At 62.3% G+C, this 12,512-nt stretch carries 13 protein-coding genes; 10 read left to right on the top strand and 3 right to left on the bottom strand.

The window, feature by feature from the left end; genetic code table 11:
* The first annotated feature begins 19 nt into the window (after nucleotides 1-19).
* From gmk to thiE, 9 genes are all read left to right on the top strand, one after another.
* Nucleotides 20-736, top strand: coding sequence for a guanylate kinase (gmk, locus tag HRU82_00715; protein QOJ33558.1), 717 nt, complete (start codon nucleotides 20-22; stop codon nucleotides 734-736).
* A 1-nt stretch (nucleotide 737) separates the two neighbouring features.
* Nucleotides 738-1,088 carry a DNA-directed RNA polymerase subunit omega gene (locus HRU82_00710; protein ID QOJ33557.1) on the top strand — a complete coding sequence of 117 codons (351 nt, stop codon included), beginning with the start codon at nucleotides 738-740 and terminating at the stop codon, nucleotides 1,086-1,088.
* A 9-nt stretch (nucleotides 1,089-1,097) separates the two neighbouring features.
* Nucleotides 1,098-2,354, top strand: coding sequence for a bifunctional phosphopantothenoylcysteine decarboxylase/phosphopantothenate--cysteine ligase CoaBC (gene coaBC / locus HRU82_00705; protein QOJ33556.1), 1,257 nt, complete (start codon nucleotides 1,098-1,100; stop codon nucleotides 2,352-2,354).
* 3 nt (nucleotides 2,355-2,357) lie between these two features.
* Nucleotides 2,358-3,023, top strand: coding sequence for a tetratricopeptide repeat protein (locus HRU82_00700; GenBank protein QOJ33555.1), 666 nt, complete (start codon nucleotides 2,358-2,360; stop codon nucleotides 3,021-3,023).
* A 151-nt stretch (nucleotides 3,024-3,174) separates the two neighbouring features.
* Nucleotides 3,175-3,672, top strand: a complete 498-nt coding sequence (gene aroQ / locus HRU82_00695; GenBank protein QOJ33554.1) for a type II 3-dehydroquinate dehydratase — start codon at nucleotides 3,175-3,177, stop codon at nucleotides 3,670-3,672.
* A 25-nt stretch (nucleotides 3,673-3,697) separates the two neighbouring features.
* On the top strand, nucleotides 3,698-4,258 hold the full coding sequence (gene efp / locus HRU82_00690; protein ID QOJ33553.1) for an elongation factor P: 561 nt from the start codon (nucleotides 3,698-3,700) through the stop codon (nucleotides 4,256-4,258).
* A 125-nt stretch (nucleotides 4,259-4,383) separates the two neighbouring features.
* Entirely contained in the window at nucleotides 4,384-4,833 is a 450-nt protein-coding gene (gene accB / locus HRU82_00685; protein ID QOJ37065.1) for an acetyl-CoA carboxylase biotin carboxyl carrier protein, read from the top strand.
* Between the two features lie 91 nt (nucleotides 4,834-4,924).
* Complete coding sequence (gene accC, locus HRU82_00680; protein QOJ33552.1) at nucleotides 4,925-6,274, top strand: acetyl-CoA carboxylase biotin carboxylase subunit; 1,350 nt, start codon at nucleotides 4,925-4,927, stop codon at nucleotides 6,272-6,274.
* 65 nt (nucleotides 6,275-6,339) lie between these two features.
* Nucleotides 6,340-6,954, top strand: a complete 615-nt coding sequence (gene thiE / locus HRU82_00675) for a thiamine phosphate synthase (protein QOJ37064.1) — start codon at nucleotides 6,340-6,342, stop codon at nucleotides 6,952-6,954.
* Here the strand turns inward: thiE and bioD are convergent.
* Nucleotides 6,878-7,654: a dethiobiotin synthase gene (gene bioD / locus HRU82_00670; protein ID QOJ33551.1), complete on the bottom strand. Its 777-nt coding sequence runs from the start codon at nucleotides 7,652-7,654 to the stop codon at nucleotides 6,878-6,880. The genes thiE and bioD overlap by 77 nt on opposite strands.
* Nucleotides 7,651-8,418 (bottom strand): SDR family oxidoreductase, encoded by a 768-nt coding sequence (locus HRU82_00665; GenBank protein ID QOJ33550.1) that lies wholly within the window; start codon nucleotides 8,416-8,418, stop codon nucleotides 7,651-7,653. The genes bioD and HRU82_00665 overlap by 4 nt, the downstream gene beginning before the upstream one ends.
* Before the next feature lie 162 nt (nucleotides 8,419-8,580).
* Between HRU82_00665 and HRU82_00660 the strand changes: the two genes are divergently transcribed.
* On the top strand, nucleotides 8,581-9,465 hold the full coding sequence (locus HRU82_00660; protein QOJ33549.1) for a hypothetical protein: 885 nt from the start codon (nucleotides 8,581-8,583) through the stop codon (nucleotides 9,463-9,465).
* On the opposite strand, the gene HRU82_00655 is transcribed toward HRU82_00660, so the two are convergent.
* A complete protein-coding gene (locus HRU82_00655) occupies nucleotides 9,358-12,339 on the bottom strand; it encodes a bifunctional proline dehydrogenase/L-glutamate gamma-semialdehyde dehydrogenase (GenBank protein ID QOJ33548.1) in 2,982 nt (993 codons plus the stop codon). The genes HRU82_00660 and HRU82_00655 overlap by 108 nt on opposite strands.
* Between the last annotated feature and the right edge of the window lie 173 nt (nucleotides 12,340-12,512).

Below are 12,512 nucleotides of genomic sequence, written 5' to 3'. Positions count from 1 at the left end.
CGCCTGGAATGATCGCGCGATGACCAACGTTGCCTCTCCCTCTCACGACAAACCGGCACCGGCGCGACGCGGTATCTTGTTCGTCATCTCGGCTCCCTCCGGCGCAGGGAAGACGACGCTCTGCAAACAACTGGCTACCAAGGTTCCCGGCCTCTGGCATTCGGTATCCTACACGACGCGCAAACCGAGGCCCGGAGAGGTGGACGGACAAGACTATTATTTTCTCGATGAAGCATCTTTCCGTCAGATGATCGACCGGAACGAATTCATCGAGTGGGCGCATGTCTATGGCAACCTGTACGGTACTCCGCGCAAGATGCTGGCCGACAAGATGGAGCAGGGGATCGATGTCCTTCTTGAGATCGACGTGCAGGGAGCCCGCTCGGTCAAGAAGAAATTCGAAGATGCCGTCTACATCTTTATTCTTCCTCCGTCCTTTGACGCGCTGCGGACCAGGTTGCAGACCAGGGCAGGGGACGCGCCCGAGGAGATTCAGCGGCGGCTTCAAAAGGCGAAAGAAGAGGTCTGGAGCTATCGGGAATACTATTACATCGTCCGCAACGACGATTTGAAACAGTCGCTCAAGGAACTCGAAAGCATTTTTCTCGCCGAGCGCACCAAGACCAAGCGCCTCAACATGGCGTGGTTGGAGGAAAAATTTATTCTCGACAAGGAGGGGAAGCCGGGGAATTCCTCCGTACCCTCCGTATCAAAGGAGCACACGAACCATGGTTGACATGTTGTCGCTGTTGCCGGAATACACCCCCGGTGAATTTGATTCACGCCACCGCCTCGTCATTATCGCCGCGCAGCGGGCGAAGCATCTTGTCCAGGGTGCGCGATCGAGCGGCCCGTCGAAATTCGCCAAAGAGACCAGTATCGCTCTCGATGAAGTGATGCAGCACAAGGTGTCGTTTCTCTGCGGCAAGGAAGCCCGCGACGCCATCAAGGAATCAAAGCGCGTCAAGGAAGGCGAGACCGAACGCATGGCCATGATGACCGGCGAAGACGCCAAGGAAATCAAAAAGGAGCTCAGTAACTACGTGGACGACACCGCGAAGCCCGCTGCCGCGGAGGGCGAGGAGTAGTCCGTTTCCGTGCAACCTGCCGGCCCTTCACTCTCCGGTCTCCGAATCGTCCTCGGCGTGACCGGAAGTATCGCCGCGTATAAAGCCGTGGGCCTGCTCCGGCTGCTGACCGCCGAATCGGCGACGGTTCGTGTGGTCATGACGGCCGGAGCCAGGCGTTTCATCACTCCCCTGACTTTTGAAGTCCTGTCCGGTGCCCATGTGGCGACCGATCTGTTCGAAGCCCATCAGGAGATGCTTCATCTATCGCTGTCTGAGGAGGCGGACGCGATCCTGATCGCGCCGGCCACGGCCCATTGCCTGGCCAAGGCCGCGCTCGGCCTGGCCGACGACCTCCTCTCCACCATGCTGCTGACCACCCGTTGCCCCGTCATCATCGCGCCGGCAATGGACGGCGATATGTGGCAACATCCGACCGTGGTCGACCATGTCGCAACCTTGCGTCGCCGTGGCATCGTGGTGGTGGACCCCGAAGACGGCCCGTTGGCCTCAGGCCGCAGCGGGAAGGGACGACTCGCGGATGAACAGCGAATTGTGGCTGCGCTCAGGACGGCGTTTCACCCTCGGAGGGATTGGAGCGGTCGGCGCGTCCTGATCTCCGCCGGCCCGACGCAGGAATCCATCGATCCGGTGCGCTACCTCTCCAATCGCTCTTCCGGAAAGATGGGGTATGCGCTGGCGGAAGCCGCGAAGGTCCGTGGTGCGGCGGTGATGTTGATCTCCGGACCGACTGCGCTCACGCCTCCTCAGGGGATCGAAGTCCAGCAGGTGATCACCGCAGAGGAGATGCGGCACGCCATCCTGAGTCGTTTGCCCTGGAGCGATACGGTCATCATGGCAGCCGCCGTCGCAGACTTTCGCCCTGCGAAGCCTATGGCGCACAAGCTCAAGAAGCAGCGTGTGACGCTCACCAGTCTCGAACTGGAACCGACGACGGACATCCTCAAGGAAGTGGCCGAGCGCCGAACGACACAAATCCTCGTGGGGTTCGCCGCGGAAACCCAGGATCTCCTTGCCCATGCACAGGAAAAACTGCAAGCTAAGGACGTTGATGTATTGGTGGCGAACGATGTCTCCGCCCCCGACGCCGGGTTCGGATCCGACACCAATCGCGTGACGCTCCTAGATCGACAGGGATCCTGTGAAGAAGTGCCGCTCATGTCCAAACGGGCGCTTGCGGATCGGATTCTAGACCATATTCTGGCTGTGTCGGCCCGACCCGCGCCGGCCCCCTCGCCCTCGCGCCCGCACAGACCCAAGGAGTAACCGGTGTCCTCTTCCCCTCGTATTGATCCCGCAGTGGCTGCGGCCATTGATCGACTCGCAACTGCGTTCGCCAAAGACCCTCGCTCCAAGGCGTTTCTGCCGTTGGCTGATGAGTACATCAAGGCCGGAATGTGGCAAGAGGCCGCCGCGGTCCTCGAAGACGGCCTCGCGATCCATCCAACGTTCATCACGGCAATGGCCGCATTGGGACGCGTGTACGATCAGCTGGGACAACCGGAGAAGGCCAAAGCCATTCTCGAGCAGGTCATCGCCCACAGCCCCGACAACCTCCGCGCGCACCGTATCCTGGCGAAATTGTTCACCGCCGAACACCAAGGCGAAGCGGCCCTACGCTCCTGCCGAGCCATTCTGAGCGCCAATCCCAACGATGAAGAAGCTCTCTCGATCCAGCGACGCCTCACCGGTCCAGCTGCCGATCATCCGATTCCCACATCTGAACCCATAGCGGACCGGCTACAACCCGAGTCGACTGGTACCGCACCGATCCCAGTGGTTTCGGCGCCGAACGTCGACTGTTCCGAACTGGCTCCCACCGAATCTCCGATTCTGACACCGACCGTCCCACGCCATGCCGCCATCATCGCCCAGCTTGAAGCCTGGCTCCATACTGTTCAGGCGAACCGCCGAGCAGCCTCCGAAACGCCGTAGTGGTTCTCCGGCCTCGCGATGGCTGGTGAGCCGCGTGCGATCCCGCTCCGAACAACGTTTGACCCACCCAGGACACCCTGTTACAATGCCGCCGCTGCTGGTGTTCCTTTCCATTGCAGCCTACGGAAAACCGAAACGCGTTAACTGACTAATGCTGCGGCTGCTCGTGCTTCATGGTCCCAATTTGAATCTCCTGGGGACGCGGGAACCATCCGTCTACGGCCGCCAGTCCCTGGCTGACATCGATCAGGCCATCGCCCGGCGAGCCGGAGAGTTAGGCATTGCCGTGCAAACAAGGCAGTCGAATATGGAAGGGGAGTTGGTCACCTGGATTCAGGAAGCCCGCGGTCGCTTCGACGGCATCGTGATCAATCCGGCGGCCTACACGCATACCAGCATCGCGCTTCGCGATGCGATCGCGGCCGTCGCATTGCCTACGGTGGAAGTGCATCTGTCGAACATTCACCAGCGCGAAGCGTTTCGTCACCAATCCTTCATCGCCGGCGTGGCAGTGGGCCAGATCTCCGGATTCGGTTCGACCAGCTACCTCCTGGCGCTTGAAGCGCTTGCGGCTCATCTCGACGCCGATCGTCGCCCGTCGCGCGCGCGATCCGGATCGAGCACTAAGCCTGCGGCCGCACGCCGCTGATTTTTTCGTACCAAGGAGTCTTGTTGTGATTTCGACCGCAGAATTTCGAAACGGCAGCCGCCTGATGGTGGAAGGCCAACCTTTCTACATCGTGGAATTCCAGCATGTGAAACCCGGCAAGGGGGGGGCCTTCGTACGTACGAAGTTGAAGAGTTATCTGACCGGCAACTTGTTGGAACGCACCTTTCGCTCCGGTGAACGGTTTGACGAGCCGGACCTGGAAGAATGCGACATGCAGTTCCTCTATGCCACCGGCGACGCCTATACCTTCATGGACACCTCGACCTATGAGCAATTCACGTACGAGAAGAGCCAGTTGGGCACGAACGCCGACCTGCTCAAAGAAAATATGATCGCCAAAATCCTCGTCTATGAGCACAAGCCGATCGCCGTCGTGCTTCCGACGTTCATCGAATTGAAGGTCGTTGACGGCGAGCCTGGCGTCCGCGGGGACACGGCTTCAGGCGGCAGCAAGCCCGTCACGGTGGAAACCGGCGCGACGATCAAGGTCCCGCTGTACCTGGAGATCGGCGAAACCATCCGGATCGACACCCGAACCCGCGAATTCGTGGAGCGCGTTCGTTGAGCCCAGCACGCAAGAAGGGTGGAAAAGGACGGGGCGCAGGCAAACCGATCGTGTTGCCTCGTGAATTTGCCCCCCGCTCCGCGGCTGCCGAGCAGAGCCTGTTGTATCCGGACCAGGCGGCACAGATCCAACAACTGGCGGATTTGCTCAAGCGGAATCACCTGACGGAACTGGAAATCGAGCGGAGCGGCGTCCGTATCCGTATCCGTCATGAGCCAGCGGTGCGCACCACACCGGTCCATGTCGCGGAATCCGCGCATGCGCAGGTGACGGTGCCTGCCGCCACCGCAATCGCTCAACCTCACCAGGCAGCGGGCACGGAAGGGCAGGTCACCATTACGTCCCCGATCGTCGGCACCTTTTACCGTTCGCCCTCGCCGGATGCCGATCCCTATGTCGAAGAAGGAGACTATGTCAGACGTGGGCAGGTCTTGTGCATCGTCGAGGCCATGAAGCTCATGAATGAAATCGAGTCCGAGGCCGATGGGCGGATCACCAAGATCTTGGCGGAAAGCACCAAGCCGGTCGAATACGGACAACCGCTCTTCCTGATCGATCCCAACGCCACGCCCTAACGCCGACGGAGCCTGGGCGCCCAGTCGGTACACGCAGCCGCCACCGTCATGATAAAAACGATGCAGATTGTGATCCACGCCGGAGCCGGTCGTGTTTAAGAAAGTCCTGGTCGCCAATCGCGGAGAAATCGCCCTGCGGGTCATCCGCGCCTGCAAGGAATTGGGCATCAAAACGGTCGCTATCCATTCGGAGGCGGATGCCGCCGGCCTGCACGTGCGCGCAGCGGATGAACACGTCTGTGTCGGCCCTCCTGAAGCGGCGCTGAGCTATCGCAACATCCCCAATGTGCTGAGTGCCGCCGAAATTACCGGCGCCGATGCCATCCACCCCGGCTACGGATTCCTTTCGGAGAACGCGCATTTTGCGGAGGTCTGCGAATCCATCGGCGTGAAATTCATCGGGCCCACGTCGGAAAACATCGCCTTGATGGGCGACAAGTCCAAGGCGCGTGAAGTGGTCGCCAAACGAGGCTTGCCCGTCACGCCCGGGAGCCCGGGCGAACTCCGTAGCGAGCAAGATGCCCAGGAAGCCGCCAAGGCCATCGGATTTCCGGTCATCATCAAGGCCTCGGCGGGCGGCGGCGGGCGCGGCATGCGTGTCGTGAACAAACCGGAGGAACTGGCGCGGGCATTCCAGGCGGCGCAGGCGGAAGCCAAATCCACGTTCGGCCATGACGGCGTCTATCTCGAGCGCTATTTTCTCGAACCGCGCCACATCGAAGTCCAAATCGTGGCCGACCATCGAGGCCATGTGGTGCATTTGGGCGAGCGTGACTGCTCGATCCAACGCCGGCATCAAAAACTGGTGGAAGAAACACCGTCGCCCGCCATCGACGAACGGTTACGCCGCGAGATCGGCCGTACGGCCGTCGAGGCGGTCAAGGCCATCCATTACAACAGCGTCGGCACGGTCGAATTCCTCCTCGATAAGGATCGCAACTTCTTCTTCATGGAAGTGAACACGCGAATTCAGGTCGAACATCCGATCACGGAGATGGTCACCGGCATCGACTTGATCAAGGAGCAGATCCGCATTGCGTCGGGATTGCCGCTCTCATTCAAACAACCGGACATCAAGCTGAACGGCCACAGCTTCGAATGTCGCATCAACGCCGAGGACCCCGACAAGTTCACACCCTGTCCCGGCCAGATCACGAAATACTCCGCTCCGGGGGGATTCGGCGTGCGGGTCGATTCGGCCATGGAGCCGCAGGCCGTCGTCGTCCCCTATTACGACTCCTTGATCGCCAAACTCATCACCCATGGGCGCGATCGCCAGGAGGCCATGGCCCGCATGCGGCGCGCGTTGGACGAGTTCGTCATCGAAGGCATCAAGACCACCATCCCTCTCCATCGTCGCATCTTCAACGACCCGGATTTCCAAAAGGGCCACGTCTCCACCACGTTCTTGGAACGTTTCCTGGCCAACCAGTCGTCCTGACCGCATTGCAGGAGCCGGCCACGATTCACTGCGACCGACAGACCTTGCTGAAGGGGCTCTATCTCATCCTTGACCCCTCCGTCCGTCCGGACCGCCCGCTGACTGAGCTGTTATGTGAGGCGGCGGCGCAGGGCGTGCGACTCTTTCAGTACCGAGATAAAGGGGCCACCATGCAGGAAGCCTATCGGAAGGCTACGGCCCTTCGGCAAGCTGCGACGCAATGCGGCGCGCTGCTGATCGTCAACGACCGTTGTGACTTGGCCTTGGCGGTGGAAGCAGACGGCGTCCACCTGGGACAGGACGATCTTCCGATTGCCTATGCGCGGAGATTGATGGGGCCGGAGCGGCTGATCGGGCTCTCTACGCACTCGATCCAACAGGTGCGCGATGCGGCAGGGACGGGGCCGGATTACATCGGGTTCGGACCGATCTTCGGTACCGCGACCAAATTAGACCATGATCCTGTGGTCGGCATCGAAGGCTTGCGGAGCGTGCGAAGTCTCACGGAGCTGCCCATCTTCGCCATCGGCGGCATCACGGTCGCGTCGGCACCCGACATTGTGGCCGCGGGAGCGGACGGTCTGGCGGTGATCTCTGCGGTGCTCAAGGCGCCTGACGTGGGTGCGGCGGTTCAGGCCTTTCAGCGTGCTCTGGCCACACAGAAGCGGCAATCTCAGTAATCGCCTGGTCCAACGCCAAACGATCCACCCTCTCCAGCCAATCACCACCTCCGTCGCTCTGATAGGGGAGCGGCCCCAACACGGGCGCTGACGTGCGTTCCCGCAACAGTTGAACCGTCGTCGCGACCTGCTCCCGCTGCAGAGGGTTCTCGGCCGCTTCCGTTTCGTTCAACAGCAAGGCCAGAACCGGCGCCTTCCTCGCTGAGAGGGCCTCCAGCGACAACAAGGCGTGGTTGATCCCGCCGAGCCCGGCTCGCCCGACCAGTACCACCGGCAATCCCAGCCACAAGATCAGATCACGCATATCCCAGGTGGGACCGGTGGGCACCAGGAGTCCGCCTGCGCCTTCGACGACCATCACGTCATGCCGCTCTGCGAGTTGCCGGTAGCAATCCAAGACACGCGCCTGTTCGATCGTCTGCCGGGCTGCTCGCGCCGCAGCCAAGGGAGCGATCGGTAGCGCAAAGCGATAGGGCGAAATCAGATCCGGCTCATTGTGAATGCCGGCCGCGGCCTTCAACCGCTCGGCATCGCTGTTATCGTCGGACCCGGCAGGAAGGCCGGTCTCGACCGGTTTCATCACGCCGACGGCGCACCCCATCGAGCGCAACCGCCGCGCGATCGCAGCGGCCACGAACGTCTTCCCCACGCCGGTATCCGTGCCGGTCACGAACAGTCCCGGTTGTCGCCTGCGCGTCATGGCAGGACTCGGCTATCCAGGTTCCAGACCTGACCCGAAATGTCGGACACTTCGGCGAGCATGCACACCATTTTTGTCACCTCATCGAGATTTGACGTCCGCCCCAGCACATGATCGGTGTTCAGCGCCTGCGCCGGAAACCGGTCACCAGCCAAGGGGGTCGCCTGCCACCCGGGGCAGACCAGGTTCACGCGAATATTGTGCGGGCCCCATTCACGCGCGACACTCTTCATCAGGCCGATCAACCCCGCCTTCGACGCCGCGTAGGCCGCCTGACCGGTCGCGCCCTGCAGGCCTGCATAGGACCCGATGAGCACGATAGAGCCGCCCCCTCCCGCACTCATGGCCGCGCCCGCGGCCTGAAGGCAATGGAAGGTACCGGTGAGGTTGGTGTCTACCACGCGCTGCCACTCCGTTTCTGGACAGGTCACCACCAGATGTGAACCGGCCGTCCCCGCATTACAAATCAGGATATCGAGCTTGCCACGCGCGGTTTCGATGGCCGCAACCATCGTCTGCACCTCGTCGGCTCGTCTGATGTCGGCTTGGTAGAGCGCGCCGGCGCCACCTGCGGCCCTCAGCAGGTCCAACGTTTCCTGCGCCGCCGAGGCATGCCGTCCATAGTGCACTCCAACCCAATGACCGGCGCGTGCAAAGGCCACGCACAGGCCGCGCCCGATGCCGCCCGATCCTCCGGTCACCAGCACCGTCTTGCCCGGAGATTTCGTCCGGGGTTGCAGCGGTTGATCGATTTCCATCTCCATCGACGGTCGTCACCCCGCGGTCGTGCATGCCGACCGGCGGTCGATTATGCGAGGCGACAGAGGAGAAGGCAAGCCACGCCTCCGGCGCGACCTTGCCGCTCTCTGGCGAGTATGGTACGGTCGTTCACTTTTCACTGGAGGCAACCCGCGATGGTCCAACACGTGACGCGTGCGCTTCTGTTCGTATTCGGCCTGGTCGGTAGTCTCGCACTCGGTGGCACCGCGCAACCGGCGCATGCCGCCGACGCAAGCGAGTCAATCTCTCACTCCGCCGAGTTTTTTCCTGACGCAGTCGGAACCCGCTGGCAGTATCGCGGCCAGATCTCCGAAGGTCCCTTGCAGACCATCGAGAATAAGTATTTCACCAACGTGTCCTCTGTCACCGGTACCAAGACCCTCAAGGGCGGCCTGGTCGTCACGGTCTTTCACGATACCAATCCAGGGAACCACGGCCCTTCCGACAGTTTTTATCGGCGGGACGCGGCTGGCATCGTCTACTACGGGTCCGAACCGGGCACCCCTTTGGAAAAGCAGCTGACTCCCTACCAGATCATGCGATTTCCCATGAGGGTGTCCCAGTCGTTCCAGCAGTTCAACCGCACGGACATCGACTTCGGCAGCGACATCGACGGCGACGGCACGAACGAACGGGTCGACGTGGAGGGCCACTCCACCGTCCTCAGCCGCGAGGCCATCACCGTGCCGGCCGGGACCTACAGCGATGCCGTGAAGGTCGAAGCGCGCATGAGCCTCCGCATCAAGCTCTCGTCGTCTGAGAAAATGGCCGTGGGCACCGACGTGATGACGGCCTGGTTCGCCAGAGGGGTGGGATTGGTGAAGTACGTCGAGCGGCAGGAACTTGCGGCCCTGAAGGATGACCGCGGTAATGTCACCGAAATCATGGAAGAGCTGGAACAGGTCGAGGTGAAATCCGCCGCACTAGGGGGTCGGGGCGAATCCACGCCGCAGGGTCTGCTCGCTGACGACATGGGCCGTCATGAACTGCTTCAGGTAGTCCTCGCCGCCGGCCTTCGCGCCAACCCCTGAGAGGCGGTGCCCGCCGAAGGGTTGACGTCCGACCAAGGCCCCCGTGATCGCGCGGTTGATGTAGAGATTCCCCACGTCGAACGCCTGCCGCGCCTGATCGATGTGTCGCGGGCTCCGCGAATAGAGCCCGCCGGTCAGCGCATAGTCCGTGCCGTTCGCCAGTTGCAACGCCTGCTCGAAGGACGAGGCACGCATCACGGCCAACACCGGTCCGAAGATCTCTTCCTTCGCCAGCCTATCCGAGGGGTCGATGTCCGCAACCACCACCGGCCCGACCGCAGTCCCGACCCCTTCGGCGGAACGATCGACCACCACGCGCCCTTCGCGCCGACCAATCGCCACATAGTCTGCGATGCGCTGTTGCGCTCGCCCATCGATCACCGGCCCGACCTGCGTGGCCGGATCGTCGGCCGCGCCGAGACGAAGGCTCCGGACCGCGTCGGCCAACCGTTGCAAAAATTCGTCGTGCACGCCATCGGTGACAATCACCCGCGAACAGGCGGAGCATTTCTGGCCGGCATACCCCGTGAAGGAGGTGACGACACCGGTCACGGCTTCATCGAGGTCAGCAGTGTCATCCACGATGATCGCATTCTTGCCACCCATCTCCGCGATGACCCGTTTCACTGCCCGTTGCTTTGGATCGCGAGCCGCGGCCGCCTGAATGATGCCGAGGCCGACGTCCTTGGAGCCCGTGAAGGCGATGGTCGCCACTCCCGCCGCCTGCACCAGTTCACGTCCCACATCGGGACCGCCTGGCACGTACTGCAACGCTCCCGCCGGCACTCCTGCTTCCGTGAGCACACGTGTCAGCTGATACCCCACGGCGAATGACCGCTCGGAGGGTTTGAACAACACCGGATTCCCGCAGACCAACGCAGCCGAGACCATCCCCGTTGGAATGGCCAGGGGAAAATTCCACGGCGCAATCACGACGGTGATGCCGCGAGGTCGCCAAGACAATTCATTCAACTCACCGGGATACCGGCCCAGACGAAGGGGCGCGCCCAGCCGCTCCATCCCCGTCGCATAGTATTCCAGGAAATCGATCGCCTCCGCCACATCGGCATCGGCCTCCCGCCAAGGCTTGCCCTCTTCAAACACCTCCCAAGCCGCCAGGTCCCACCGTTGCCGGCGCATGAGCGCAGCCGCCTTCCGAAGAATCGCCACTCGTTCGGCAACAGACCGATCGCGCCAGGCAGCAGCATGGGCCTCGGCCGCAGCCATGAGCGCGGGCACATTACTCGGAGCATAGCCCTGCACGATCGCCACCACCTGTTCCGGACGGCTGGGATTGAGCGAACGCAGCTCCGGCCCGGCTGGTGGAACGAGGGCACACTTCGCCTCGTCCAGGCGGCTTCCCAGTTTTACCCGGACGAGGTCGAGACTGCGCGCCATGGCATCCCTCACCGACTGGTGGGAAAAATCCGAGAGCGGTTCGTTGACGAACTCCTGGTCGCAACCGCCAGCAGGATCAGGATGAGCGGCTTCCGGAGAAGCCGAGGGTGGGTGAGGGCCAGGGAGGGGTGGAGAGAGCAACAGGGAGAGTGGCTGCGACTCCACATATTCTTTCCGTAGGAACGATTCGTTGGAGGTGTTCTCCAGCAATCGCCGAACCAGATAGGCCATGCCGGGCAGCAGGGCCCCTACCGGCGTGTAGAGCCGCAGGCGTCGTCCGCGATCGGTCATGGCATGTTGAAACGGTTCCGCCATGCCATAGATCATTTGATATTCCCAGGCCTCCGGCGGCAGCTTGAGCGACTCTGCCACCGCTTCCACTACCGCCAGACTCCGGAGATTGTGGGTACCGAATGCCGGTCGCACCAGGGGATGCTGCTCCAGCAACAGTCGGATCAGCGCTTCGTAGTTCACGTCGGTCTCGGCCTTGTGTACGAACAGCGGCAGCGGCCAGCCCCGTTGCCGATAGCGGATCGCGTCGGAATCCCAGTAGGCGCCTTTCACGAGGCGAATCGTGATGGGCACACCTCGTTCGGCAGTCCAATCCAGCAGCCGCCGCACGTCCGCTTCCGTATCGGTTCGGTACGCCTGCAGCGCAACCCCGGCGTGGGGATAGGTCCGGTAGGGCTCTTCGGACAACAGCCGCATGAAGGTGAGCAGGATCACCTCCTTGGTCTCGGCCTGCTCCATGTCGAAGATCACCGAAGCGGGGAGCGTGACCGCGACATTCAGCAGGGGCCGCAAACGGGCCGCGATGACGCGGTAGCTACCGTCGGGATCGATCGGGTCGAGTTGAGAATAGAGCGCGGAGATTTTGATGGAAAGTTGGATGCGCGGGAGGCTCCCCAAATGATCCCGTTCCAGCAAGGGCAAGGAAGGCCACGTCGAGCAGACCTCTCCCAACACCTGCAGCGTCGCCAGACATCGATCTCGGTAGGCATCGGCTTCGCGCTCGCTCACGCTGGCCTCACCCAGAAGATCGACGGAAAAGGCCCGTCCCTCCTGCCACAGCGCGCGCAGCCGGGGAAGCGCCTCGTCGATGGAGGCGCCGGCGATAAAGCTGGTCGCTATCTGCTCCACCTGATGGCGGAGGGCCTTACCGCTCAGCGTCGCGCCGAGCTTGGTGGAACCGAGCGCCCTGAGGCCCCACTGGGCGCCGAAGAGGTTCGCGCCCATCTCGCCGAAATATTCCTCGGCCAGCCGGACGACCTGTCCATCTTCGCGCAGCGACGGCAGCACGTCGATGAAGCGAAACAATTGCGCCTTGAAGGCAGGATCCTTCATCGCCAAATTGATTGCTGCCTGGGACCACCAGCGGGAGTCGAACAGGCCCGGCGCCAATCCGCTGGAACGGTGGGCCAGGTCTTCGCCGATGGCGCGAATGCGGGGTTCGAGCAGGGCGGGATCGAGGGGCATGGCGTCCTCCTGGAGCGGGTTCTGGATACACACTAATCTCACCAGCAGTATACACCGAGGCTCCGGCCCTGACATGGCGCCGCGGCTGCATGCCCCTCTTGAAAATTCGACGGCGCCTCCGTTAGCATGCGCCCCGTTTGTCCGGCTCAATTCTTTCCATGGCGGTGCACTGT

The organism is Nitrospira sp. (assembly GCA_015709715.1).
Taxonomy (GTDB): Bacteria; Nitrospirota; Nitrospiria; order Nitrospirales; family Nitrospiraceae; genus Nitrospira_A.
Note: the sequence above shows the minus strand (reverse complement) of the source record. Positions and strands in the feature narration are given on the sequence as shown.

Coding starts and splice junctions, on each gene's coding strand:
- HRU82_00710 (QOJ33557.1), top strand. CDS start 738: ATGTTGTCGCTGTTGCCGGAATACACCCCCGGTGAATTTGATTCACGC.
- HRU82_00655 (QOJ33548.1), bottom strand. CDS start 12,339: ATGCCCCTCGATCCCGCCCTGCTCGAACCCCGCATTCGCGCCATCGGC.
- HRU82_00665 (QOJ33550.1), bottom strand. CDS start 8,418: ATGGAGATGGAAATCGATCAACCGCTGCAACCCCGGACGAAATCTCCG.
- aroQ (QOJ33554.1), top strand. CDS start 3,175: ATGCTGCGGCTGCTCGTGCTTCATGGTCCCAATTTGAATCTCCTGGGG.
- bioD (QOJ33551.1), bottom strand. CDS start 7,654: ATGACGCGCAGGCGACAACCGGGACTGTTCGTGACCGGCACGGATACC.
- gmk (QOJ33558.1), top strand. CDS start 20: ATGACCAACGTTGCCTCTCCCTCTCACGACAAACCGGCACCGGCGCGA.